Genomic DNA, 25715 nt, shown 5'->3' with positions numbered 1-25715 from the left:
CCTGATCGGCCGGAGCGGTCCCGTACGCGCCCTGCCCGCCGCACTCGATCGGCGGCGGGCAGGGCGTGAGGGTCGTTCAGGAGCAGAGTGCACCGCCCAGCGTGTAGCGCGTCGGGATCGCGTTGGTACCCGAGTACGTCGCCTGGAAGCCGAAGCTCGCGCTGCCGCCGGGCGCCAGCGTGCCGTTCCACCCGGCGTCCCGGGCGGTGACCGTGTTGCCCGACTGGCTCACGACGGCGTTCCAGGCGTTGCCGATCCGCTGATCACCCGCGAAGCTCCAGCCGAGGGTCCAGCCGGAGATCGCCGAGGTTCCGGTGTTCCGCACGGTCACCGTCGCCGTGAAGCCGTTGCCCCAGGCGTTGTCGATCCGGTACGCCACCGTGCACGAAGCCGCCGGCGCGTCGTCGTCCGCCTCCGTCGCCGTGAACGTCGCGGGCTGCACGCCGGGGCCACCGGCCGTGAAGGTCGCACTGCCCGGCAACGCGTCCGCATCCTGCGCGGCGGAGACCGCAACCCGCTGCGCCGTCGCCCAGTTGGCCGGGGTGAACACCAGCGTCGCGGCCGCCGACAGGTCCTCGTCACCGGAGGTCCGGGCCACCGTCACCGTCACGTTCTGCCCGGGCGCGGCCGACAGCCGCACGTCCACCGGAGCCGAAGCGTCCTCCGGGACCGTCACGGCCGCCGGTGCCACCTGGACCACGGGCACCGCCGGGGCGCTGCGCCGCTCAGCCGCAAAGGCCGCCAGCCAGGCCAGCGAGGCGTTCCAGTTGATGGCCACCTCGTTCGTGGAGTAGGAGCCGATGTCGTCCACGTAGCACCCCGCCGGAGCGCAGCCCGTGAGCTTCTCCCTGGCCACCGGGTCCTCCAGTCCCGCGTTCGGCCCGCCCGCGAAGGAACCGGCCGGCGGGTGCGGCAGCGAGGCCTCGTTCTGGTGCGCCCAGAACCGGTGGTGCTGGTTCTCGGAATGGCGATCGCCGTAGCCGGTGACGTAGGAGAGGTCGAGCGCATTGCGGCCCAGCAGGTAGTCCAAGGACTCCAGCGCTCCGGCCCGGTAGCGCTGCTGACCGGTCAGCTCGTACGCCACGGCCAGCACCATCGCGTTGTTGGTGACGGAACTGTTGGAGCCCCACACGTACCCGGTGGCGGGGAGCGGCACCGCATAGCCCTGTCCGGCCATGACGGACAGGTGGCCGTCGGCGGCCGCGGTCAGCAGGCCGCGCAGCCGGGCCATGTCGTCGGCGGGCAGGGTCACGCCGGGGACGGTGGCGAGGGTGATGCGACCGAGCGTCGCGGTTCCGCCCCACCAGAACGCGTCGACGGGCTTGGTGTGGTGCGCAGAGGAGGTGACGGCGTCCCGGTACGGTGACTCACCGGTGGTGGCCAGGAGTTCCGCCGCTGCCCAGTAGAACTCGTCGGAGACGTCGGCGTCCTCGTACGCACCGCCGCCGGTGTTGTCGGTCGCCGGCGCGAGCACGTCCGGGTTGGCCTTGGCGGCCGTCCAGGCGCGGCGGGCCGCGTCCAGGCAGCGCGCTGCGAACGCGGCGTCGTACGGCGCGTACACCCGGGCGCACTGCGCGGCCGCGGCGGCCAGGTTCAGCGTCGCGGCGGTCGACGGCTTGTGCAACTCACGCTGTTCGGAGTCGAGTTCGGGCCGGGTGGGGAGGGCGGTCCAGTTGGCGTCGTGCATCTTGTGGAAGGCCATCCCGGCCATCGGCCTCCCGGCCGGGACCTGCATCCGCAGCAGGAACTCCAGCTCCCAGCGGGCCTCGTCCAGCACGTCCGGCGTCCCGTTGCCACGCTCCGGCACGCGCAGCGTCGCGTCCCCGAGGGCCGCATCCCCGCCCGAACGGTGGGCCCGCTCGAAGGAGTTGACCATTTCCCAGGCGGATATGCCGCCGTTGACCACGTACTTGCCGTGGTCGCCCGCGTCGTACCAGCCGCCACGCACGTCCAGTCGGTAGTCGCACACCCCGACCTGGCAGGGGACGCTGCTGTCGCCCTTGTTGGGGGCCACGCCCAGGTGCCCGGCGGGGCGGGCGTAGGCAGTGCCGCCCGCCAGGGCGGCGTCGATCGCAATGCCGCTGCGCTGCTGATAGAAGAACGACATGCTGTCGGCGCGTAATCCGTCGTACAGCGCGGCGGAGATGTCGAAGGGGTGGCTGGTCCGACCGTCGACGACCAGGGTGAAGCCGGTGCCGTTGCCTGTGTACGCGCCGAAGTCCACCAGGTGCGTGGACTGGCCGGACGCCTGGTCGGCGCCGTGCACCGTGGTGGTGCCCGAGGCGGCCACCGCGCCCGAGGTGTCGCGCAGTTGCCAGGCGAGCGGGGCGGTCGCGGAGCTGACCACGGTGGCACGCTTGGGGCCGTCGGGCAGGTAGCCGAGCTGGTTGACCCGGACGGGTGTGCCGGCAGCGGCTGCGACGGTGGCGGCAGCCGCGACCGGAGCGGTCAGGGCAGTCGTGGGCAGGACGCCGACGGCCAGCGCCAGGCCGGCGAGCACGGCGGCCGCGCGACGTGGCACGCCGCGGGCAGAGGTGACAGGAGGCACGGGTGGAGCCTTCCTTGGTGGGCGGGACACGGGTGGGAGCGCTCCCAATCAAAGCCAGCCGTCGGACGGCCCGTCAAGTACCGCGGTTCTGGGGACAGTTGGCGGACTCGTCCCCGGGCAGGTCGACCTGGACGTCGCTGGACCACCGGCTCGAGTCGTGCACCACGTGGACGCGGCACCGTCCGGTACGGCGTCGGCCGTCGCGCTGACGGACGCGGGCAGGTTGCGCCGGCAGCTGCGGGGCTTCGGCGCCGGCCAGGCGGCCGGCTTGCGGACGAGGTCGCGCCCCGGCGGGCGTGCCGGCCGTCCGCCTCACCGCGGAGAACCCCCGGGCGCCGCCCCTCCCGCGCGGGCTTCACGGCGCCACAGCGCGATGCGTGCTCGACGGCCGCCGGACCGCAGTGGCCTCCGACGGCACGACTCATGTGCCGGTTCGGCGGTGCGCGGCCTCAGACGCCCCGGGCGTGAGGGACGTTGCCGTAATAGGCGTCCGGTCCGTGCTTGCGGGTGAAGTGCCGCTCCAGCAGATGCCTCGGCGGCTCGGAGGTGTCCCCGAGGCGGGAGCCCAGCGCCAGCGTGTGCAGCGCCATCTCCGCCACGGCCTCGCAGACGATGGCGTTCTCCAGCGCAGCCTTCGCGGTGGCGCCCCAGGTGAAGGGGCCGTGTCGTGAGACGAGCGCTCCGGGGACCTCGTCGGCCCGACGGGGGTCGCCGTCCAGCCGGGCGACGATCACCTGTCCGGTGTTGTACTCGTAGTCCTGCGCGCACTGCTCGGCGGTGAGGTCCGCCGTCACGGGGACCGGCCCGTTGAAGGTGTCCGCGTGTGTCGTACCGAGCACGGGGATCGGGCGGCGCGCCTGGGCGAAGGCGACCGCATGCGCCGAGTGCGTGTGGGTGACACCACCGATGGAGGGGAAGGCCCGGTAGAGGCACCGATGGGTTTCGGTGTCGGTGGACGGCCTGAGGTGCCCGTCGACGACCCGCCCGTCCTCCAGCGCCACCGCCACCAGGTCCTCCTCGGTGAGGTCGGCGTAGGAGACCCCGGACGGCTTGATGACGAAGACGCCGGCGTCTCGATCCACTCCGCTGACGTTTCCCCAGGTGAGGGTGGCCAGGCCGGCTTCCGGGATGCGCAGGTTGGCCGCGAGCACCTCGCGGCGGAGGTCCTTGAGGCTGCTCTCACTCACTACGTTCTCTCCGTCTCTGCGACACAGGCGGCACATGGGCGGCGGTTTCCTGCAGCGCGGTCCGGCAGGCTCCCCGTAAAATTGTGAGCGCTAACAAGCACAGATCTCAAGAGCTACGACACAGTTTCCCGCCCACACCTTGCGGTCAACGCTGCATAATGTGAACGCCAACATCGATACCTGGTCGACAATCTCCCGGTCGGTCCGAGACGTGTGCGGGCCGCGGCCGGTTCGATACCTTGAGGGAAGGCCGCTCGATGAGGAAAGGAAGAGAGTTGACCCAGCTCCCAGACGTCTCGCGCGCGCCCACGATGACGGACGTCGCGCGCGTCGCCGGCGTGTCCCATCAGACCGTTTCACGGGTGCTCAGCGACCACCCGAACGTCAGCGCCAAGACCCGGGCCGCGGTGACGCAGGTCATCGAGCAGCTGGGGTACCGCCGCAACTCGGCGGCCCGGGCCCTGGCCACTCGCCGGACCCACACACTGGGCGTCATCGCGGTGAACACCACTCTGCACGGGCCCGCCAGCACCGTGGCGGGAGTTCAGGAGGCGGCTCGGGACCGGGGCTATCTGACGTCCGCCGTCACGCTCCGGACGGCCACGCAGACGGCCCTCGCCGAGGCCATGCAGCACCTCGCCGGGTGGGGCGTGGAGGGGATCGTCGCCGTCACTCCCCAACGCGCCGCGGTGAGGGCCCTGGCGGCATTGGAAGCACCGTGCCCGGTGGTCACCGTGGAAGGCGGCCACACCCTGGACCTGCCGGGGGTGTCGCTGGACCAGAACCTCGGCGCTCGCCTGATCACGGAACATCTCCTCGCCTCGGGCCACGCCACCGTGTGGCACGTCGCAGGCCCTCCCGACTGGCTCGAGAGCGAGGCCCGCACACAGGGGTGGGAGGAAGCGCTGCGCGATGCCGGCGCCGAGGTGCCACCCCTGCTGCGCGGCGACTGGAGTCCGCTGTCGGGATACCAGGCAGGCCAGCAGCTCGCGGGGCGGGTACGGGCGTCACGAGGGCAGGGAGCGGGCCTCACCGCGGTGTTCGTCGCCAACGACCAGATGGCCCTCGGTGTCCTGAGGGCCTTGCGGGAAGCGGGCCTGCGCACGCCGGAGGACGTAGCGGTGGCCGGCTTCGACGACATCCCCGAGGCGGAGTTCTTCCCACCCCCGCTGACGACGATCCGTCAGGACTTCGCCTCGCTCGGCCGCGACAGCATCGGCTTGCTCCTGGACCACATCGAAGGCCGGACCGACGAGTCGACACACCTGGTGGTGGCGCCCGAGCTCATCGTGCGCGCCAGTACGGCCCGCAGGATCGCTCCACCCGGCGAATGACCCCCACCGCCCGGGGCGGCGGACAGAACCGGCCCGCCCTCTCAGGCGGTGACCGTGGCGAAGCTGTGGATCGTGGTCGACCGGTACAGCTCGCCCGGGCGCAGGAGGACCATCGGGCAGTCGGGGCGGCTCGGGGAGTCCGGGAAGGGCCGGGCGTCCAGTCGCAGGGGGCGGCCCGTCCGCGGACAGCACGCGAGCGCGGACGGGCTGACGGGCTGCGGAGCCGGAGTCAGTCGGCGGCGGGGCGGCGGCCGCTCATCAGACGTTGCAGCACGATGAACACGAGCAGCAGGGCGCCGATGACGATCCGGGTCCACCAGGAGCTGAGCGTGCCCTGGAAGTTGACGACCGTCTGGATCATGCCGAGGACGAGGACGCCGAGGGCGGTGCCCAGGACGAAGCCGGAGCCTCCGGTCAGCAGCGTGCCGCCGATCACGGTGGCGGCGATCGCGTCGAGTTCCATGCCCATGGCGTGAAGGGCGTAGCCGGAGAGCATGTAGAAGGTCAGCAGGACGCCGCCGAGTGCGGAGCACAGGCCGCTGACGGCGTATACGGCGATCTTGGTGGAGCCCACCGGAAGGCCCATCAGGCGTGCGGAGGACTCGTTCCCGCCCAGCGCGTACACGTTGCGGCCGAAGCGCGTGTGGTGCAGCACGACGAAGGCGGTCACCAGCACGGCCAGGGCGATGACCACCGGGATCGAGACGAACAGTCCCCCCGGGCCGTACAGCCGGGTCTGCGCGATTCCCGCCGTGGTGGGGTCGCTGATCGTGATGGATTCGGTGCTGATCGTGTAGCAGAGCCCGCGGGCGAGGAACATGCCGGCCAGGGTGACGATGAACGGCTGGATCTCGAAGGTGTGGATGATCCAGCCCATGAGCGTCCCGCTCGCGGCGCCGACCAGCAGGACCAGCGGAATGACGGCGGCCAGGGGCCAGCCGTGCGACTCGACCAGCCAGGCGGTGAGCGTGGTCGACAGGGCCACCATGGAGCCGACGGACAGATCGATGCCGCCGGTGAGGATGACGAAGGTCGCCCCGACCGCGACGACCAGGAGGAATCCGTTGTCGATCAGCAGGTTCAGCACGACTTGCGCGGAGAGGAAGCCCTCGTAGCGCACCGATCCGACGCCGAACATGACGAGCAGCAGGACGGCCGTGACGATCAGTGGGATACGGGTGCGGGTGCGCGGGGACACCGTCGCGAAGGGGCGGGTGAGCCCAGCGGCGGCGCTCGCGGTGCCGGTACTCATGCGCGTACCTCCTGCTGCTGCGGGGCGGTGCCCGCCGTGGTGTGGGATCGGGGAGTGGTCGTCCTGCGGCGGCGCAGGACCTTCGCCCGGAAGACCGGGGACTGCACGAGGCAGACGACGATGACGACGAAGGCCTTGAAGACGAGGGTGGTCTCGGGTGGGACGCCGAGGCTGTAGACGGTGGTGGACAGGGTCTGGATGATCAGTGCGCCCAGGACGGTGCCGCCGAGGGAGAAGCGTCCTCCGGTCAGGGCGGTGCCGCCGACGACGACGGCGAGGATCGCGTCGAGTTCGATCCACAGGCCGGCGTTGTTGCCGTCGGCGCTGGAGACGTTGGAGCTGATCATCAGCCCGGCGACGGCGGCACACAGCGCGCTGAAGACGTAGACCAGGGCGAGCAGCCCGCCGGCGCGGATGCCGACCAGGCGGCTGGCGGAGGGGTTGCCGCCTACGGACTCGATCAGCATGCCGAGCGCGCTGCGACGGGTGACGAAGCCGGTGAACGCGACGAGGGCGGTGGCCAGGAGGACGGCGAACGGGAAGGTCAGCCAGTAGCCGCCGCCGATCATCTTGTAGGGGGCGCTGGTCACCGTGACGATCTGGCCGCCGGTGATCAGCTGGGCGACGCCGCGGCCCGCGACCATGAGGATCAAGGTGGCCACGATGGGCTGCACCCCCAGCCCGGACACCAGGAAGCCGTTGGCGAGGCCCAGTACGAGGGCGACGCCGAGCGCGAGGGCGACCGCCGTGAGCATGGTGGCGACACTGCCGGGATGCGCGGCGGTGGAGATGTGCCCACAGGCGAGGGCGCCGGCGATGGCGACGGTGGAACCCACCGAGAGGTCGATGCCGCGGGTGGCGATGACGAGGGTCATGCCGAGCGCCACGAGGGTGAGGGGCGCGCCGAACTGGAGGATGTCGATGAGGCTGCCGTAGAGGTGGCCGTCGCGTACGCGGACGGAGAAGAAGTCGTGGTGGAACGCGAGGTTGCCGAGGAGCAGCGCGAGCAGGATGAGCGCGGGCCACAGCAGGCGGTGGCCGGCCAGGCGTCTCCCGATTCCGCCGACCGCCTCGGACTTGGCAGGCTGGGTGGTCATGAGTCCGCTCCGGTGGCGATGGTCGTGAGGAGGCGTTCGGGCGTGACGGTGTCGTCGTTCGTGAGGGTGGCCACCATGCGGTGGTCGCGGAGCACGGCGATACGGTGGCTCAGGCGCAGGACCTCTTCGAGTTCCGCCGAGATGAACAGCACGGCTGTGCCTTCGCCCGCCAGGCGGGCCACGAGTTTCTGGATCTCCGCCTTGGCCCCGATGTCGATGCCCCGGGTGGGTTCGTCGAGGATCAGGAGCCGCGGTGCGGTCAGCAGCCAACGCGCGAGGAGGACCTTCTGCTGGTTGCCTCCGCTGAGGTGGCGTACCTGCGCTTCGGGGTCGCCGGGGCGGATGTCCAGGGCCTGGATCCAGTGCCGTGCCAGTTCGTCCTGTTTCGTGCGGGACAGCGGCCTGGTCCAGCCACGGGCGGCCTGCAGAGCCAGGACGATGTTCTCGCGGACCGTGAGCTCGCCCACCAGCCCCTCGGACTTGCGGTTCTCGGAGCAGAACGCGATGCCCCGGGCGATGGCGTGGCGGGGGGTGCGCAGGAGTACCTTCCTGCCCTCGATACTCACTTCTCCGGCGTCCGCGCTGTCCGCGCCGAACAGGAGGCGCGCCACTTCGGTGCGGCCCGAGCCGAGGAGGCCGGCCAGTCCGATGACCTCGCCGGCATGGATGTCGAGGTCGTACGGTTCGACCGAGCCCGTGCGGGTCAGCCGTCGCGCCTGGAGGAACGGCTCGCTGGTCGCCCGCTGCGCGGCTTCCTCGTGGGCACGGACGGACAGCTGGTCGAGGGTGGCCAGTTCTCCGCCGATCATGCGCTGTACGAGCGTCACCGGAGTGAGTTCGCCGATGGGGTACTCGCCTTCCAGGCGGCCGTTGCGCAGGATGGTGACGCGGTCGCAGAGATCGAACACCTGGTCGAGGAAGTGCGTGACGAACAGGATGGCCACACCGCGGTCCCGCAGGCGCCGCACCAGGGTGAAGAGCTGGGCGACCTCCTCGCGGTCCAGGCTGGAGGTCGGTTCGTCCAGTACGAGCACCTTCGCCGAGACGTCCACCGCCCGGACGATGGCGACCAGTTGCTGCACGGCCAGGGAGTGCGAACCGAGCAGACTCGTGACGTCCAGGCCGAGGTCCAGTTCCGTCAGCAGCTCTGCCGCCCGCTGCCGCATCGCGGACCAGTGGATGAGACCGAACCGGCGCGGTTCGCGCCCGATGAGGACGTTCTCGGCGACCGAGATGTTCGGGCAGAGGTTGACCTCCTGGTAGACGGTGCTGACTCCGGCCTGCTGCGCCTGGAGGGGGTCCGCGAACACGTGGGGCCGGCCGTCGACGAGGATGGTGCCGCCGTCGGCGGGGTGGACACCGGTGAGCACCTTGATCAAGGTGGACTTCCCGGCGCCGTTCTCGCCCATCAGGGCGTGCACCTCACCGGGGAAGAGCCGAAGGGCGACTCCGTCGAGGGCGAGCACGCCCGGGAACTGCTTGCGGATGCCCTGGGCTTCCAGGACCGGCTGCGGGTCGCCGGAGTCCGTGGGCCGCGGGGTGGGCGGGGTTGCCATCCGCCCTCCTCTCATGGGTGGGGTGGTGGAGCGGGCTCGGGACGGTGGAGGAGGGGAGCCGGGGCAGGCCTCCTCCCGCACCGGAACCTGCTGTTTCAGTAGTTCCGGGACGGCAGCGCGGCCGCGGCCTTGTCCTGCGGGAAGACACCCTCCTGAGTCTCGACACGAGGCGGCACGCTCTCCCCTGCCGCGACCTTCTTGGTCAGCTCCATCAGCTGGTCGCCGAGCAGCGGGTTGCACTCCACCACGACGTTGATCTTGCCCTCGGTCATCGCGACGAAGGCGTCCTTGATCCCGTCCACCGAGATCACCTTGATGTCCGTCCCGGGCTTCTTGCCGGACTCCTCGATGGCCTGGATGGCGCCGAGGGCCATGTCGTCGTTGTGGGCGTAGAGGACGTCGATGTCCTTCTGGGACTTCAGGAACGCCTGCATGACCTCCTTGCCCTTGGCGCGGGTGAAGTCGCCCGACTGCGAGGCCACGATCTTGAACTTGCCGTCGGCGCGGATGACGTCGGCGAAGCCGGCCTTGCGGTCGTTGGCGGGTGCGGAGCCCGTGGTGCCCTGGAGTTCGACGATGTTGACCGGGCCCTGCTCGTTCGCGTACGCGCTGGTCAGCCACTCGCCCGCGGACTTGCCCTCCTTGACGAAGTCCGAGCCCAGGAAGGTCTTGTAGAGGGAGGTGTCCTTGCTGTCCACGGCACGGTCGGTGAGGATGACCGGGATGCCGGCGTCCTTGGCCTCCTTCAGCACCGGGTCCCAGCCGGACTCCACGACCGGCGAGAAGGCGATGACGTCGACCTTCTGCTGGATGAAGGTGCGGATCGCCTTGATCTGGTTCTCCTGCTTCTGCTGCGCGTCGGAGAACTTGAGGGTGATTCCGGCCTTCTTCGCCGCCTCCTGGACGGACTTGGTGTTGGCGGTGCGCCAACCGCTCTCCGCGCCGACCTGGGCGAAGCCGAGCGTGATCGTCTTGCCGGATCCCGCCTTGGCTCCCGAGGAGGAGCCGGCGGCCGGACCCTCGGTCGAGCAGGCGGTCAGCGACGAGGAGGCGAGAAGGGCGGCGGCGGTGAGGGCGAGAGCTGCTCTGCGAGCCATGTCGAGTGTCCTTTCAGGGTGCACGGAAGAGGCGCCGCACGGTCGGGGCCGGGCCTTGCCCGCCAGGAGCCCCAGGAGTGGTGCCGATGCTCGACGGCCGGGGCGGCCGGCGTCGCGGCCGGCGTCGGCCGGCGTCGGGGTCGGAAGTCGGCAGTCGGAGATCAAGTCAAGAAGGCGGCGCTGTCGCATTGTGAGCGCTAACAAGCCACGTTCTCAACCCCCTTGCTTGCGTTACCTGTCCGTTACTGCACCGTGAAGGCCGCCGCACCGATGGGGCTCGCACATGACCCGCTCAAACCTCTTGCGTATCGACATTGTTAGCGCTCACACTGCGGTGGACCACCCGACCGACCGTCAGGATCGCGGGCGGCAACTCCGCCTGCCGGCCGCCTGCCGGGCCGCCGGCCGCCTGCCGCCCCCACGGCTCCTTCGAAAGGCACTCTGTTGACGTCACCTCATCCCCTCGCGCCCACCCCGCATTCCGAGGAATCGGAGCAGTACACGGTCGGCGTCGACTTCGGCACGCTGTCGGGCCGCGCCGTGGTGGTGCGGGTCCGCGACGGGCAGGAGCTGGCCGCGGCGGTCCACGCCTACCGGCACGGCGTCATCGACCGGCACCTGCCGCACGGCGGTGCGCAACTGCCTCCGGACTGGGCCCTGCAACACCCCCAGGACTGGCGGGACGTACTGTGTCACGCCGTCCCGGAGGCCGTGGCGGCGGCCGGGGTCGATCCTGCCACGGTGATCGGTATCGCCACCGACTTCACCGCCTGCACCGTCCTGCCCACGCTGGCCGACGGGACTCCTCTCTCCGAGACCGAGCTCGCCGGACGGCCGCACGCGTGGCCCAAACTGTGGAAGCACCACGCGGCCCAGCCACAGGCCGACCGCATCAACGAACTCGCCCACGCCCGCGGGGAAAAATGGATCACCCGCTACGGCGGCCGGATCTCCGCGGAGTGGCAGTTCGCGAAGGCCCTCCAGGTCCTGGAGGAGGATCCGCTCGTCTACGAAACCTGCGCGCGGTGGATCGAGGCCGCCGACTGGATCGTCTGGCAGCTCACCGGAACCGAGTCCCGCAACGCCTGCACCGCCGGATACAAGGGCATCCACCAGGACGGCGCCTATCCGAGCGAGGAGTACCTGGCCGCGCTGAACCCCCGGTTCGCCGACTTCGCCCGCACCCGCCTCGAATTCCCCCTGTCCGCGCTGGGCTCACGCGTGGGCTCGCTCAGTACCGGGGCGGCAGCTTGGACGGGGCTGCGCCCCGGCATCGCCGTGGCCGCGGGCAACGTCGACGCCCATGTCACCGCAGCGGCGGCCCAGGCCGTCGAGGACGGTCAACTGCTCGCCATCATGGGCACCTCCACCTGCCACGTCGTGAACGCTCCCGTCCTCGCCGATGTCCCCGGCATCTGCGGTGTCGTCCACGGCGGGATCGTCGAGGGAACCTACGGCTACGAGGCCGGCCAGAGCGCGGTCGGCGACCTCTTCGCCTGGGTGCTGGACCAAGGCGTGCCCTCGGACTACCTGGCCGAGGCCGCCGGCCGCGGCGAGGACCTGCACACCCTGCTGACCCGGAAAGCCGCCCTGCAGCCGGTCGGCGGCCACGGACTGGTCGCCCTCGACTGGCTGAACGGCAACCGTTCCGTCCTCGTCGACCACCACCTCTCCGGAGTCGTCGTGGGGCTCACCCTCGCGACACGCCCCGAGGACGTCTACCGTGCGCTGCTCGAAGCCACCGCGTTCGGCACCCGTATCGTCGTGGAGGCCTTGGAGGCGGGCGGCATACCGGTGCACGAGTTCATCGTCGCCGGCGGACTGGCCAAGAACGAACTGCTGATGCAGATCTACTCCGACGTGCTGCGCCGCCCCGTCTCCCTCGCCGCGTCCGACCAGGGCCCCGCCCTCGGGTCGGCCATCCACGCCGCCGTAGCTGCCGGCGCGCACACCGACGTGCGCACGGCCACCGCCGCCATGGGCCGCCGACGGCCTGCCGTCTACGCACCCGACGCCTCCCGGGCCGACGCCTACGACGCCCTCTTCGCCGAGTACCGGCTCCTGCACGACCACTTCGGGACCGGCGGCCTGCTGCACCGCCTGAGGAACATCCGCGACACGGCCCACCACGCGGGCTGACCCCGCCCCGCTTTCGTCCCCGTTTCCCCACCAGCCCGCCGCCCTCACCACCGTTGGGGGACGTCACCTACAGGAGTCCATGTGCCCAGCCGAACGTCCCCCGCCCAGGAGATCTGGTTCCTCACCGGCAGCCAGGGCCTGTACGGGGAGGAGACGCTGCAGCAGGTCGCCGAACAGTCACGGCAGATCGCCACCGCCCTGGCCGACGCTTCCGGCATTCCCGCGCGCGTGGCGTGGAAGCCGGTACTGACGGACGCCGACGCCATCCGCCGGATCTGCCTCGACGCCAACGGCGACGACCGGTGCATCGGGCTCATCGCCTGGATGCACACCTTCTCGCCGGCCAAGATGTGGATCGCCGGCCTGGACGCGCTGCGCAAGCCCTTGTTGCATCTCCACACCCAGTCGAACGTGGCCCTGCCCTGGGACACCATCGACATGGATTTCATGAACCTCAACCAAGCCGCCCACGGAGACCGCGAGTTCGGGCACGTCCAGGCCCGTCTCGGCGTACGCCGCAAGACCGTGGCCGGCCACGTCACCGACCCGGCGACGACCGCACGCGTCGCGACCTGGGCGCGGGCGGCCGCCGCACGATCCGAACTGGCCACCCTCAGGGTCGCCCGCTTCGGCGACAACATGCGCGACGTGGCCGTCACCGAGGGCGACAAGGTCGAGGCCCAGCTGCGCTTCGGCGTCTCCGTCAACACCTACGGCGTCAACGACCTGGTGGAGGTCGTCGACGGCGCGGACGAGACCGAGGTGACGTCCCTCGTCAAGGAGTACGGGGACCTGTACCGGCTGGCGCCGGAACTGCGGCCGGGAGGCGACCGGCACGACGCGCTGCGTTACGCGGCCCGCATCGAAGCCGGCCTGCGCACCTTCCTCGAAGCGGGCGGCTTCGGGGCCTTCACCACCAACTTCGAGGACCTGGGCGGACTGCGCCAGCTGCCCGGCATCGCGGTCCAGCGGCTCATGGCCCAGGGATACGGCTTCGGAGGAGAGGGCGACTGGAAGACCGCCGTCCTGCTGCGGGCCCTCAAGGTCGCCGCCGCCGGCCTCCCGGGCGGCACCTCCTTCATGGAGGACTACACCTACGACCTGACACCCGGCAACGAGCTCATCCTCGGCGCGCACATGCTCGAAGTCTGTCCCACCATCGCGGCCGCCAGGCCCAGCTGCGAGATCCATCCCCTCGGCATCGGCGGGCGGGAGGACCCGGTGCGCCTGGTGTTCGACGCCGCCCCCGGTCCGGCCGTGGTGGTGGGCCTCGCCGACCTCGGCGACCGCTTCCGCCTGGTCGCCAACGACATCGACGTGGTGGCACCCCCCCACCCGCTGCCCGCCCTGCCCGTCGCCCGCGCCGTCTGGCGGCCCCGCCCCGACCTGCGGACCTCCACCGAATCCTGGCTGACGGCCGGAGGACCGCACCACACCGTCCTCAGCACCGCCCTCACCTCCGACCACCTCGACGACCTGGCGGAGATGCTCCGCCTGGAACTCACCCTCATCGACGAGACCACCACCCCGAAGCAGTTCCGGCGCGATCTCCGTTGGAGCCAGGCGTACTACCGGCTGGCGCTGGGACTCTGAAGCGCTCGGAGGCCGGGCAGGTCCTCGCGGACTGCCCGGCCTCGTCGTACGCGGAGCTGTTCTCCGGGCGGGGCGGGCTGTTACTCCAGCAGCTCCGCGTACGAGCCCATGGCCAGGGCGATGTCCGCCTGGGCCCAGAACCGGTGGTACGAGAAGACGGGCGCGGCGCCGCCCGCGAGGTAGGCCTCGACCTTCGGCCAGGCCGGGTCGTCCTCGTAGAAGCCACGGATCGAGGCGAAGGTGGACGAGGAGTTCACCGTGTCGCCGTTCGGCATCCTGCCGGTCCACGCGCCGGGCACGTACACCGGGTCGTCGAACCGGTTGTAGTCGGTCCGCGTCTCCTGGACGCTGACGCCCAGCGGGTCCCGGTGGTGGGCCCACATGCCGTCGAGGAGGGCCTTGGCGACCCGCTTGGCCTCGGCGTTGCCGGACTTCGCGGCGTAGTAGGTCAGGGTCTTGGCGTAGGCGGCGGCCACGCCCACGTCGTCGGTGTAGTCGGCGACGGTGACGTGCAGGCCCGTGTTGGCGCCAGGAGCCGACGGGTTCCAGGTGTCGGGGGCACCGGACCACGTGAGGGTGGAGGGGATGCGGTACGTGCCGTCGGGGTTGATCGTCGTCTTCGACAGGGCCCAGCCGACCCACTTGTCGAGCAGCGTCTTGGCCCCGGCGTCACCCGTCTGCTGGTAAAGCTCGGCGACCCGCTCCATGGACCAGGCCTGGAAGCCGAACCACTGGTTGGACGGCGGGTCGTGGTAGACCGGCTTCTCGTCGTAGAAGAGGCCGTGGAAGGTGGGGGTGCCGGCCGGGGGCTGTGCGTAGCGTCCCTGCCAGCTGTTGGTGGCGCCGCCCGCGATGGCGCCCTCGTCGGACTGGAGCCACCGGTAGAACTCCAGCTGCCGGTCGAGGCTGGTCGCCCAGTCCGCGGCGCCGGTCGGCGACTTGGGCTTCAGCGGGGCGTACTCGCTGAGCGCGTAGGCGGCGAGGGGGTTCTGGTAACCGCTGTGCGCGTGGCTGGAGCCGATCCGCCAGGACCAGCCGGCCGAGGTATCGGCGGCGCCGCCCCAGGCGTAGTACCAGGACATCAGGTAGTGCGCGCTGTCCTTGCCGGTGCCGGCGGGGCAGACGGTCGGGCCGACACAGTTGCCGGCCTTCTTGAAGTACTTGTCGAACATGGAGTACCGCAGGTAGTCGCCCATCCTGGCCGCCTTGGAGACGGTCGCGGTGACCTCGGTCCCCTTGCCCTGCTCCTTGGCCCAGACGTCGGCCCAGTAGGCGGCCTGGATGGCACGCGCGTCGGCGTCCGGGGCGTTGGTGAACCTCCACTGCTTGGCGTAGGAGGAGTCCCCTGTGAAGAGGTCGAGGTAGCCGTTCCTGCCGCCGTAGGTGAAGTTGTCGCAGGTGGGGTGCGGAACGGTCTCCCAGACCGATTCCTGGGGCCCGCGCTGGAAGGTGTTGATGTACGAAGGTCCGGTCGCGGTCGGTCCGGCGGAGCACTTTCCGGGCTCGTTGCCGTAGCCGTAGACGTTGTCGACGTCCTGGAGCCAGTGCATGCCGTAGATGTCGTCCGTGCCGTACGCGCTCTTCAGCTCGCCGGCGATCGGGTCCGCACCGGCGGCGACTCCCCCGTCGAGCCTGGCCGGGTACTGCGAGGGAAGGTCGTGCTCGGGGGCGTAGGTGGCGGGCTTGGAGGCGTTGTACGAGCCGGTCGTCGGCTGGTCGGCATGGGTGGGGATCATGAACTGCTCCATGGTCTCCCACGCGCCGTTGAACTTGGTCCAGTCCCCGGTGATCTTCCCGTACATGGCCTGCAGCCAGATCAGGTAGCTGTACGCCTCCGAGGTCGTCTCGTGCCCGTGGTCCGGGGCTTCCACGATCAGCGTCTCGACGGAGTGGTACGGGATGCCCTCGGGCGAGAAGTAGCCGTTCGCCGGGTTGGTGATCTTCCCGTGGAGGTCGAGGAAGCGGGCGTCGTACGTCGAGTCGGCGGCCAGCTCGGTGACCGTCACCTCGGCCCTCGCGTGGCCCGGGGCGGTCGCGGTGAAGACGGCGGAGCCGCTGCCGGTGGACCCGGCGGTGACCGTCACCTTCTGGGCGGTGTTCCAGTTCGCCGGGGTGAAGGTGAGCGAGGCGGGCGTCGCGGTGAGGTCGGTGTTGCCCGAAGTGCGGGCCACGCCCACCGTGACGTTCGCGGTCGGCTGCTTGGACAGCTTCAGGTCGAAGGTACCGGTCTCCCCCCGGCGTACGGAGAGCTGTGCGGGGGCGGCGACGAGCGCGGGGCCGGCGGCGACGGTGATGCCGACGGGGGCCGATTCGGCGGAGGCGCCGAGGCTGTCGTAGGCCTTGGCGTAGAGGGAGTGGGAGCCGGCGGCGAGGCCGGCGGCATCCAGGGTGAAGGGCGCCGTGGTGTCCGTGCCCAGGAGCGTGGTGTCGCTGTAGAACTCGACCTTGGCGACGGTGGCTCCGTCGGCCGCCGCGGCGGTGGCGGCGAGCGGGACGGGGGTGCCCGCCGTGTAGACGGCGCCTGCGGTGGGGCTGGTCAGGACGGCGATCGGGGGCTGGTGGGCTCCGGTGCACGGGGTGCCGTTGACGGCGAAAGAGGTGGGGGCGGCGTTGGTCCCGCTGTACGAGAACTGGGCGCCGGTGGTGACGGCCGCGCCGGCGGCGACGGTCTTGTTCCAGTCCGGGGCCACGACGCGGACGCTCTTGCCGGACTGGGTCCAGGTGCCGTTCCAGCCGTTGGTCAGCTGCTGGTCGCCGGAGTGGTCGTAGGTCAGGGTCCAGCCGTCGAGTGCGGTCGCGGACCGGTTGGTGAGGGTGAGCTCGGCGGTGAAGCCCGAGCCCCAGTCGTTGGTCTTGTGGTCGACGCTGCACTGCACGGCCGCGGCCGCGGCGGTGGTGGCGCCGACGGCCGGGAGACCGAGGGGGAGGGACAGCGAGACGGCCACGGCCGATGCGTTCAGCAGCCTGCGTCGGACGTGCGGTCCGGGTGGGGGATGTGCCGACATGCGGATGGTTCTCCTCGCGGCTCTGGGAGACGGGGACGGAAGAACGACTGCGCACGAGCTCCGACCAGTGGGAGCGCTCCCACTGTGCAGAGGTGGCGTGACGGCGTCAAGACGCGTGAAGAGCCGGGGGCAATCCGCGAGGAATTTACTCAACCCCTCTTTCCCTTGGCACGAGTTGGCGCTACGGTCTGGCCCCAACCAGTGGGAGCGGTTCCATCAGTCGGCGCGCCGTGCGGGCGCAACTGCTGCTGCAAGGACCCGCTCGTTCCCGTCGCCGCACTTGTCGGTGCTGCTCGGCAGCGCAGCGCCGACGTGCGGGGCGGCGGTCCCTGCCGGCATCAGCCCCGAGGCCGCCGACATGCACAGGGTGGAGGCCCTGCATACGACCGGGACCCGCAGCCTCCCTCCGGTCCCCGGTCCGGCCGCAACGGCCCGAGCCGGCTCACCGGTTCCCCCGCCCGGCACAACGGCACTCATCGCATTGGGCACCGGGTTGCGCGACCGCCGCGCACCCTCGACCGAGAGGCATCCCACGACATGAGCCGCAGCATCCCCCGCACCGCGTTATTGGCAGCCCTGAGTCTCGTCACGGCCGCCGGCGCCACCGCCACCGTCTTCGGTACGTCCGCCGGCGCCGCCGCCGCGGGCTGCAAGGTCGAGTACCAGATCACCAACCAGTGGAACACCGGGTTCGGTGCGAACGTGATCGTCACCAACACCGGTGACCCGGTCGCCTCCTGGACCCTGGAGTGGTCCTACGCGAACGGCCAGCAGGTCACCCAGGGCTGGAACGCCACCATCAGCCAGTCCGGGGCCGCGGTGACCGCGAAGAGCATGTCCTACAACGGGTCGCTGGCCACGGGCGGTTCGACGTCCTTCGGCTTCAACGGTTCGCACACCGGCACGAACTCCGTCCCCACGGTGTTCAAGCTCAACGGCGTCACGTGCAACGGCGCCACCGACCCGACCACGCCCCCGACCACTCCCCCGACGACGCCGCCCACCACCCCTCCGGCGCCGGGCGGCAAGGCCGACAACCCCTACGCCGGCGCCAAGGTGTACGTGAACCCGGAGTGGTCCGCCCATGCCGCCGCCGAACCGGGGGGCAGCAGGGTGTCCAACCAGCCCACCGGCATCTGGCTCGACCGCATCGCCCTGGTCAACGGCACGAGCACCACGATGGGCCTGCGCGACCACCTGGACGCGGCCCTGACGCAGAAGGGCAGCGGCGAACTCGTCGTCCAGCTGGTGATCTACAACCTGCCCGGCCGGGACTGCTCCGCGCTCGCCTCCAACGGCGAACTGGGCCCGACCGAGATCGACAAGTACAAGACGCAGTACATCGACCCGATCGCCGCGATCCTCGCCGACCCCAAGTACGCGGGACTGCGGATCGTCACGGCCGTCGAGATCGACTCGCTGCCGAACCTGGTCACCAACGTCTCCGGGCGCCCGACGGCCACCGCCAACTGCGATGTGATGAAGACCAACGGCAACTACGTCAAGGGGGTCGGCTACGCCCTGAACAAGCTGGGTTCGATCGCCAACGTCTACAACTACGTCGACGCGGGCCACCACGGCTGGCTCGGCTGGGACGACAACTTCGGCGCCTCCGCGGAGATGTTCAGGCAAGCGGCCACGGCCGAGGGCTCCACGCTCTCCAACGTGCACGGCTTCATCGTGAACACGGCCAACTACAGCGCCCTCAAGGAGGACCACTTCAAGATCGAGGACTCCGTGAACGGCACCCCCGTACGCCAGTCGAAGTGGGTCGACTGGAACCGCTACACGGACGAGTTGTCGTACGCCCAGGCCATGCGGACCAGGCTGGTGTCACTGGGCTTCGACGCGAACATCGGCATGCTGATCGACACCTCCCGCAACGGCTGGGGCGGCGCGGCCCGGCCCACCGGGCCCGGCGCGCCGACCAGCGTGGACACGTACGTCAACGGCGGCCGCTACGACCGGCGCATCCACCTCGGCAACTGGTGCAACCAGGCCGGTGCCGGCCTCGGCGAGCGGCCGCAGGCCGCCCCGGCCGCGGGCATCGACGCCTACGTGTGGATGAAGCCGCCGGGTGAGTCGGACGGGGCCAGCAAGGAGATCCCGAACAACGAGGGCAAGGGTTTCGACCGGATGTGCGACCCCACCTACACGGGCAACGTACGCAACGGCAACAGCATGTCGGGCTCGCTCCCGGACGCGCCGCTCGCCGGACAGTGGTTCTCCGCCCAGTTCCAGGAGCTCATGAAGAACGCCTACCCGGCACTGTGACACACCGCCGGTGAAGGACCCGGAGCCGTACGGAACCGTCTGGATTCCGTACGGCTCCGGGCCGTACCGCACTCAGGTCTCAGCAGCACTCGGAGTCGGCTCGGGCCGCTCCCCGCTCAGGAGGAATCCCGCACGATCAGCTCCGTGGGAAGGACCCGCCGCTGCTCCTCGCCCGCCGCAGGGCCGGCTCCGGGATCCTCCGCGACCTTCTGGAGCAGCAGCCGGGTCATCGTGCGGCCCATCTCCTCGATCGGCTGGCGCACGCTCGTCAGGGGCGGGTCCATCAGACGGGCCACCGCGGAGTCGTCCACCCCTACGAGGGCGACGTCCTCGGGGATCCGCCGGCCGGCCTCCCGCAGCACCCCGCGCGCCCCGGCCGCCATCACGTCGGAGGCGGCGAAGACCGCGTCCAGGCCGGGTGCGCGCTCCAGGAGCTCGTGCATCGCCCGCCGGCCGCCCTCCTCGGTGAAGTCCGCGGTAGCGACCAGCGACTCGTCGGGCGCGATGCCGGCCTCGGCGAGTCCCGCGCGGTAGCCGCCCAGCCGCGCGCGGGCCACGTACATGTCCAGCGGGCCGCTGATGGTGGCGATCCGGCTCCGGCCCCGCCCCGCGAGGTGGGCCACGGCCGCCCGGCCGGCGCCGATGTTGTCGGAGTCGACGTAGGCGACGGGTTCGGCCTCGGAGCGGCGGCCGTTCATGACGACAGGCAGCCCCAGCTCCGCGATCCGGTCGGGCAGCGGGTCGTCCCCGTGGACGGATGCCAGCAGCACGCCGTCGACCCGCTGGGCGGCCAGGTAGTGCTCGAAGCGCTGCCGCTCCGCCTCGGTGCGGACGAGGGTGAGCAGCAGCTGTTTGTCCGCCTCGGCGAGTTCGGCGCTGACCCCGCGGATCAGATCGAGGAAGTACGGCTCCGAGAACACCCTGGCCTCGGTCTCCGGGATCACGAGGGCCACCGCGCCGGTCCGGCTGCCGGCCAGGGCCCTGGCCGCCTGGTTGGGCACGTACCCCAGCTCGGCGACGGCGCGGGCGACCGCATCCCTGGCCTGCTCGCTCACCCTCGGTGAGCCGTTGATCACCCGCGACACCGTGCCCCGGCCGACGCCGGCCAGGGCCGCGACCTCCTCCAGGGTGGGCCTGCCGTTCCGCCGTCCGCTCACGACCCTCGAACTCCCCTCGTGCATCGCACTCCGCGCCGCCCCGGCCGGCTGGTCCGGTGAATCGGGCAAGATGATGGACCCACCGCGTCGCGCGGCACACGTTACGCCGAAGAACCCGGTGGGAGCGCTCCCACACTACGCGTTATTCCGTGGACACGCACACGCCCGCGTTCACCCCCGACGAGCTGCACCCGAGAAGTGGCGGCAAGCGCGCGCCGGAAACCCCTGCGTAATGAATTCGTGTTCATCTCTTGACACCCACACCCGTCAGGCAGCAACCTTCCGGCAACGACGTGGGAGCGCTCCCATCCAAGGGTGCGACAACGGCTTTCACATCAAGGTCCGGGCGGGCCCCTGGCCGAGCCGCGAACAGCCCGCCGGTCCCCCATGGCGCACGACGAGCAGCACCTTGGACGAGGAGAGTGGAATGCGGACTTCCAGCAGCAGACGCGGACGCGGACGCCGCACCGTGATCAACGTGGTCGCCGCGGTCGCCGTCGTGTCGACCGGCGCGGCCCTGCTGACCGGCTGCGGCGGTGACGGCGACAACGGCAAGGGCGACGGCGCGGCCGGCGGCAAGCAGATCACGCTGCGGATCGGTACCTTCGGTTCCTTCGGCTACGACGACGCGACCGGGGCCAAGCTCTACGCCGAGTACGAGAAGACCCACCCGAACATCAAGATCGAAGAGTCGAACGTCGCGGACGCCCAGAAGTACTGGGACACGCTCAAGCTGCGCCTCTCCCGCAACAGCGGTCTCGCGGACATCCAGGCCCTGGAGGTGGGGTACATCGCCGAGGCGACCAGCCCCGCGATGGCGGACAAGTGGGCCGACCTGGGCAAGACGGGTGGCGCGGACCTCGGCGCGTTCCTCGACTGGAAGGTCAAGCAGGCCACCACGGCCGACGGCAAGGTCATCGGCCTCGGCACGGACATCGGCCCGATGGCCATCTGCTACAACAAGGACCTCTTCGCCCAGGCCAAGCTGCCGACCGATCGCGCCGAGGTCTCCGCGCTCTGGGCGGGCGACTGGTCGAAGTTCATGGCGGCCGGTGAGACGTACAAGAAGAACGCCCCGGCCGGGACCGCCTTCCACGACTCCGCCGGCGGCCTGTTCAACGCCGTGATCTCCAGCGAGGCCGTCCAGTACGCCAACACCAAGGGCGAGCTGGACTACGAGAACAGCCCGGGCGTGAAGAAGGCCTGGGACACCGCCGTCGCGGCAGCGAAGGGCGAACTGACCGCCAAGCTGCGCCAGTTCGACGAGAAGGGCACCTGGAACGCGGCCTTCAAGAACTCGAAGTTCGCCACCGTCGCCTGCCCCAGCTGGATGACGGGCATCATCAAGGACCAGGCGGGCCCGGAGAACCGGGGGAAGTGGGACATCGCCGCTCCGCCCGTCGCCGGGAACTGGGGCGGCTCCTTCCTCGCCGTGCCGAAGTCGGGCAAGCACGCCAAGGAGGCGGCCGAGCTCGCCGCGTGGCTCACCGCCCCGGCCCAGCACGCCAAGGTCTTCGCGGTGAACGGCAACATCCCCTCCTCCAAGGACACGCTCGCCTCCCCGGCGGTTCAGGACGCCAAGATGCCGTACTTCGGCGACACCCCGATCGGCAAGATCTACTCGCAGGCCGCGGCCGGCGTCACGCCCGCCCCGATCAGCCGCTGGGACGGCCAGGTGAAGACCTTCCTCACCGACAACGGCATCCTCGACATCGAGCAGCGCGGCACCGACCCGGCGAAGGCCTGGGAGAACGTCAGGAAGCTGGTCAACGACAAGATCGACCGGTAACCGGGGAGTGTGACGGCCCGCCGCCACCCGCTGCCTCCCGCGGGTGAGGCGGGCCGTCGATCGTCCGCACCACCGCATCACTGCACGCATCGACCTGGAAGGAAGCCCCCCGTGGCCACCTCCGTACGGGCGACGGGCGGCGGCTCCGCGCCGCCCGCCGCACAAGCCCCGGGCTCCAGCGCCGGCCCCGGCTCCCACAGCCAGCGGCCCGCCGGCCGGAGCGGTTGGCGCAGCACGCTCTACCGCCTCGACCTCAAGGCGGCCCCGTACGTCTTCATCGCTCCCTTCTTCCTCACCTTCGCGGCCTTCGGCCTCTTTCCCCTGATCTACACGGGCTGGCTCTCGCTCCACCGGGTCGAACTCGGGGGTAGCGCGCAGTGGAGGGGGCTGGGGAACTACAGCGCGCTGGCGACCAGCGAGTTCTTCTGGAACGCTCTCGCCAACACCTTCACCATCGGGGTGATCTCGACCGTCCCCCAGCTGCTGATGGCGCTCTGCCTGGCTCATCTGCTCAACTACAAACTCCGCGGCCGGGGCTTCTTCCGGGTGGCCGTCCTCGCCCCGTACGCCACCTCCATCGCGGCCGCGACGCTCGTCTTCGCCCAGCTCTTCAACACCGACTACGGTCTGATCAACACGGCGCTCGGCTGGCTGGGCTTCGACCCGGTCGCCTGGGAGTCCTCCAAGTGGCCCGCGCAGATCGCGATTTCGGTGATCGTGACGTGGCGCTGGACGGGCTACAACGCGCTCATCTACCTGGCGGCGATGCAGGCCGTACCGCAGGACCTCTACGAGGCCGCAGCGCTGGACGGGGCGTCGCGACTGCGGCAGTTCCTCAGCGTCACCATCCCCTCCATCCGGCCGACGATCCTCTTCACCGTCGTCGTCTCCACCATCGGCGCCACCCAGCTCTTCGGCGAGCCGATGCTCTTCGGCGGCAGCATCGGCATCAGCGGCGGCAGTGGGAACCAGTTCCAGACCCTGAGCCTGCTCATGTACGAGAAGGGCTGGGTCACCGGCGCGCTGGGCCAGGCCTCCGCCATCGCCTGGGTCATGCTCCTGCTCCTCCTGATCATCGGCGGGATCCAGGCCCTGGTCTCCCGCTCGAACCGCGGCCGCGGCCGCGGCCGCAGCCGCAATGAACGCACGAAGGCGGGGAGCTGACCTCATGGCCCGCACACTCGACACGACGCCCCGCGCCGCGGCGCCGCGCGCCAGGCGGCTCCGCCCGTCGGCCGGCCGTCAGCACCACGCGGGACCGCTGACCTACGTCCTGCTCGGCCTGGCCGCCCTCGTCTCCCTCTTCCCGCTGTACTGGAACCTCGTCGCCGCCTCCCATTCGGGCGAGCGCGTGGTCGAGGCCCCGGCCCCGCTCCTGCCCGGCCCCCGGCTCCTCGACAACCTCTCCTTCGCCTGGAACCAGGTCGACATGGGCGAGGCGCTGGTCAACACGACGATCGTGGCCGGGCTGGTGTCCCTGTCCACCGTCCTGTTCTCCACCCTGGCCGGCTTCGCCTTCGCCAAGCTGCCCTTCAAGGGCCGCGGCGCCCTGCTGGCGCTCGTGGTGGCCACCATGACGATTCCGCCGCAGCTCAGCGTGATCCCGCTTTACCGGATCATCACCGACCTCGGCTGGGTCGACCAGCTCCAGTCGGTCGTCCTGCCCTCGCTGGTCGCCGCTTTCGGCGTGTTCTTCATGCGCCAGTACCTCATCGAGGCACTCCCCGCAGAACTCGTGGAGGCGGCCAGGATGGACGGGGCGCACAGCCTGCGCATCATCTGGCACGTGGTGTTCCCCGTAGCACGGCCCGCGATGGCGGTCCTCGGCATGCTCGTCTTCGTCCAGGCCTGGAACGACTTCTTCTGGCCCTTCATCGCACTGACCCCCGACGGCAACCCCACTCTCCAGGTCGCCCTGGCCGGCCTCGGCGCGGGCCACCACACCGTCGACCAGGCCGTCGTACTGACCGGCGCACTCATATCCACACTGCCGCTGCTCCTGGTCTTCGCCGTACTCGGCAAGCACGTCGTGGGCGGCATCACCGCCGGCGCCGTCAAGAACTGACGCGCCGCTCGTCGAGCCACGGCCGACCCGGCCGGTCTGTTCGCGCCCCGCCTTCCGGCACCGTGTCCTTGCGGTGCGGGCTTCGTCCGGCACGACTCCATCCGGCACCCCTCTGTCCGGCACCCCTCTGTCCGAACCTGCGTTGGGAGCGCTCTCCTATGACCGCGTCCGAGACCCGGCCACTCACCGCCACCCGCACCTTCCCGCCCGACTTCCTGTGGGGCACGGCCACGGCCGCGTACCAGATCGAGGGCGCCGCCCGCGAGGACGGCCGGACCCCGTCCATCTGGGACACCTTCTCGCACACGCCCGGCAAGGTCTTCGAGGGCCATACCGGGGACGTGGCGGTGGACCACTACCACCGGTATTCCGAGGACGTCCGGCTCATGTCCGAACTCGGCCTGAACGCCTACCGGTTCTCCGTCTCCTGGTCACGCGTGCAGCCGACGGGCCGGGGACCCGCCGTCCAGAAGGGCCTGGACTTCTACCGACGGCTCGTCGACGAACTGCTCGCTGCCGGCATCGCCCCCGCCCTGACCCTCTACCACTGGGATCTGCCCCAGGAACTGGAGGACGCGGGAGGCTGGCCGGAACGCTCGACCGCCGAGCGGTTCGCCGAGTACGCGACCCTCGTCGCCGAGGCCCTCGGAGACCGGGTGGGGCGCTGGATCACGCTCAACGAGCCCTGGTGCAGCGCGTTCCTCGGCTACGGCTCCGGCGTCCACGCCCCGGGCCGCACCGATCCGGTCGCCGCCCTCCGTGCCGCCCACCACCTCAACCTCGGCCACGGCCTCGCCGTCCGGGCGCTGCGGTCCGCCCTGCCCGCAGACGCTCAGCTCGCGGTCTCCCTCAACCTCCACGAGGTCCGCCCGCTGAGCCCTTCGGCCGAGGACCGGGAAGCGGCGCGCCGCATCGACGCCGTGGGCAACCGGATCTGGCTGGGCCCGATGCTGGAGGGCGCCTACCCCGAGGACCTCCTCGCCGACACCGCGCACCTGACCGACTGGGCCTTCGTCAGGGACGGCGACACCGCGGCGATCCAGCAACGGCTGGACCTGCTGGCCGTCAACTACTACACGCCGACGGTGGTTTCGCACGTCGCGAAGGGCGCGGCACGGCCGCAGGACGACGGCCACGGCAACAGCGAGCACTCCCCCTGGCCGGGCGCGGACGAGGTCGCCTTCCACCGCGCCCCGGGCGAACGCACCGCGATGGGCTGGCCGGTCGACCCGAGCGCGCTCTACGACCTGCTCACCCGCACCACCGCCCGGTATCCGGGCCTGCCGCTCGTCATCAGCGAGAACGGCGCCGCGTACGAGGACGAGATCGGGCAGGACGGCACGGTCCACGACCCGCAGCGCGCCGCCTACGTCCACGCGCACCTCGACGCCGTGCACCGGGCGATCACGGACGGGGCGGACGTGCGCGGCTACTTCCTGTGGTCGCTGCTCGACAACTTCGAGTGGGCGTACGGCTACGCCAAACGGTTCGGCGCCGTCCACGTCGACTACGACACCCTGCAGCGCACCCCCAAATCGAGCGCGCGCTGGTACTCCCGCGTGGCCCGGACGGGAGAGCTGCACGCTCCCGGCGACGCGTAGCCCGGGGCTCGCGTCTAGGGC

16 protein-coding genes are annotated in these 25715 nt (G+C 70.7%); 8 read left to right on the top strand and 8 right to left on the bottom strand.

Annotated elements, in window-relative coordinates:
* Positions 1-76 precede the first annotated feature (76 nt).
* Both GPJ59_RS00600 and araD read right to left on the bottom strand, forming a co-directional pair.
* Positions 77-2548, bottom strand: a complete 2472-nt coding sequence (locus GPJ59_RS00600; protein WP_219664137.1) for a glycoside hydrolase family 9 protein — start codon at positions 2546-2548, stop codon at positions 77-79.
* A 449-nt stretch (positions 2549-2997) separates the two neighbouring features.
* The gene (araD, locus tag GPJ59_RS00595; protein ID WP_374200758.1) at positions 2998-3771 is read right to left on the bottom strand and encodes an L-ribulose-5-phosphate 4-epimerase AraD; all 774 of its coding nucleotides are present in this window, start codon (positions 3769-3771) and stop codon (positions 2998-3000) included.
* Between the two features lie 221 nt (positions 3772-3992).
* Here araD and GPJ59_RS00590 point away from each other — a divergent pair, with 221 nt between their 5' ends.
* Entirely contained in the window at positions 3993-5069 is a 1077-nt protein-coding gene (locus GPJ59_RS00590) for a LacI family DNA-binding transcriptional regulator (RefSeq protein ID WP_374200757.1), read from the top strand.
* A 229-nt stretch (positions 5070-5298) separates the two neighbouring features.
* Here GPJ59_RS00590 and yjfF read toward each other — a convergent pair whose 3' ends face one another.
* The 4 genes from yjfF to GPJ59_RS00570 form a co-directional block, all read right to left on the bottom strand.
* Positions 5299-6321, bottom strand: coding sequence for a galactofuranose ABC transporter, permease protein YjfF (gene yjfF, locus GPJ59_RS00585; protein WP_219664134.1), 1023 nt, complete (start codon positions 6319-6321; stop codon positions 5299-5301).
* Entirely contained in the window at positions 6318-7418 is a 1101-nt protein-coding gene (locus GPJ59_RS00580; protein ID WP_219664133.1) for an ABC transporter permease, read from the bottom strand. Before GPJ59_RS00580 ends, yjfF begins: the two co-directional genes overlap by 4 nt.
* Positions 7415-8974, bottom strand: coding sequence for a sugar ABC transporter ATP-binding protein (locus GPJ59_RS00575; protein ID WP_219664132.1), 1560 nt, complete (start codon positions 8972-8974; stop codon positions 7415-7417). Before GPJ59_RS00575 ends, GPJ59_RS00580 begins: the two co-directional genes overlap by 4 nt.
* 95 nt (positions 8975-9069) lie before the next feature.
* Positions 9070-10071: an ABC transporter substrate-binding protein gene (locus GPJ59_RS00570; RefSeq protein WP_219664131.1), complete on the bottom strand. Its 1002-nt coding sequence runs from the start codon at positions 10069-10071 to the stop codon at positions 9070-9072.
* Positions 10072-10515: 444 nt separating this feature from the next.
* Between GPJ59_RS00570 and araB the strand changes: the two genes are divergently transcribed.
* Both araB and araA read left to right on the top strand, forming a co-directional pair.
* A complete protein-coding gene (gene araB, locus GPJ59_RS00565) occupies positions 10516-12210 on the top strand; it encodes a ribulokinase (protein ID WP_219664130.1) in 1695 nt (564 codons plus the stop codon).
* A gap of 81 nt (positions 12211-12291) precedes the next feature.
* Positions 12292-13803 (top strand): L-arabinose isomerase, encoded by a 1512-nt coding sequence (gene araA, locus GPJ59_RS00560; RefSeq protein WP_219664129.1) that lies wholly within the window; start codon positions 12292-12294, stop codon positions 13801-13803.
* Between the two features lie 80 nt (positions 13804-13883).
* On the opposite strand, the gene GPJ59_RS00555 is transcribed toward araA, so the two are convergent.
* Positions 13884-16808: a glycoside hydrolase family 48 protein gene (locus GPJ59_RS00555; protein ID WP_219664128.1), complete on the bottom strand. Its 2925-nt coding sequence runs from the start codon at positions 16806-16808 to the stop codon at positions 13884-13886.
* Positions 16809-17345: 537 nt separating this feature from the next.
* Between GPJ59_RS00555 and GPJ59_RS00550 the strand changes: the two genes are divergently transcribed.
* Entirely contained in the window at positions 17346-19082 is a 1737-nt protein-coding gene (locus tag GPJ59_RS00550; RefSeq protein WP_219664127.1) for a glycoside hydrolase family 6 protein, read from the top strand.
* Between the two features lie 116 nt (positions 19083-19198).
* Here the strand turns inward: GPJ59_RS00550 and GPJ59_RS00545 are convergent, their stop codons facing one another.
* Positions 19199-20263, bottom strand: a complete 1065-nt coding sequence (locus GPJ59_RS00545) for a LacI family DNA-binding transcriptional regulator (RefSeq protein WP_219664168.1) — start codon at positions 20261-20263, stop codon at positions 19199-19201.
* Between the two features lie 403 nt (positions 20264-20666).
* Between GPJ59_RS00545 and GPJ59_RS00540 the strand changes: the two genes are divergently transcribed.
* The 4 genes from GPJ59_RS00540 to GPJ59_RS00525 all read left to right on the top strand — a co-directional run bounded on the left by GPJ59_RS00540 (position 20667) and on the right by GPJ59_RS00525 (position 25694).
* Positions 20667-22028 carry an ABC transporter substrate-binding protein gene (locus tag GPJ59_RS00540; protein ID WP_219664126.1) on the top strand — a complete coding sequence of 454 codons (1362 nt, stop codon included), beginning with the start codon at positions 20667-20669 and terminating at the stop codon, positions 22026-22028.
* 111 nt (positions 22029-22139) lie between these two features.
* Positions 22140-23192 carry a carbohydrate ABC transporter permease gene (locus GPJ59_RS00535; RefSeq protein WP_219664125.1) on the top strand — a complete coding sequence of 351 codons (1053 nt, stop codon included), beginning with the start codon at positions 22140-22142 and terminating at the stop codon, positions 23190-23192.
* A 4-nt stretch (positions 23193-23196) separates the two neighbouring features.
* Positions 23197-24093, top strand: coding sequence for a carbohydrate ABC transporter permease (locus GPJ59_RS00530; protein ID WP_219664124.1), 897 nt, complete (start codon positions 23197-23199; stop codon positions 24091-24093).
* Between the two features lie 158 nt (positions 24094-24251).
* On the top strand, positions 24252-25694 hold the full coding sequence (locus tag GPJ59_RS00525; RefSeq protein WP_219664123.1) for a GH1 family beta-glucosidase: 1443 nt from the start codon (positions 24252-24254) through the stop codon (positions 25692-25694).
* Positions 25695-25715: the final 21 nt, after the last annotated feature.

Origin of the sequence: Streptomyces bambusae (genome assembly GCF_019400985.1) — a bacterium.
Taxonomy (GTDB): Bacteria; Actinomycetota; Actinomycetes; order Streptomycetales; family Streptomycetaceae; genus Streptomyces; species Streptomyces bambusae_A.
This window is presented reverse-complemented; position numbering and strand designations above follow the sequence as displayed.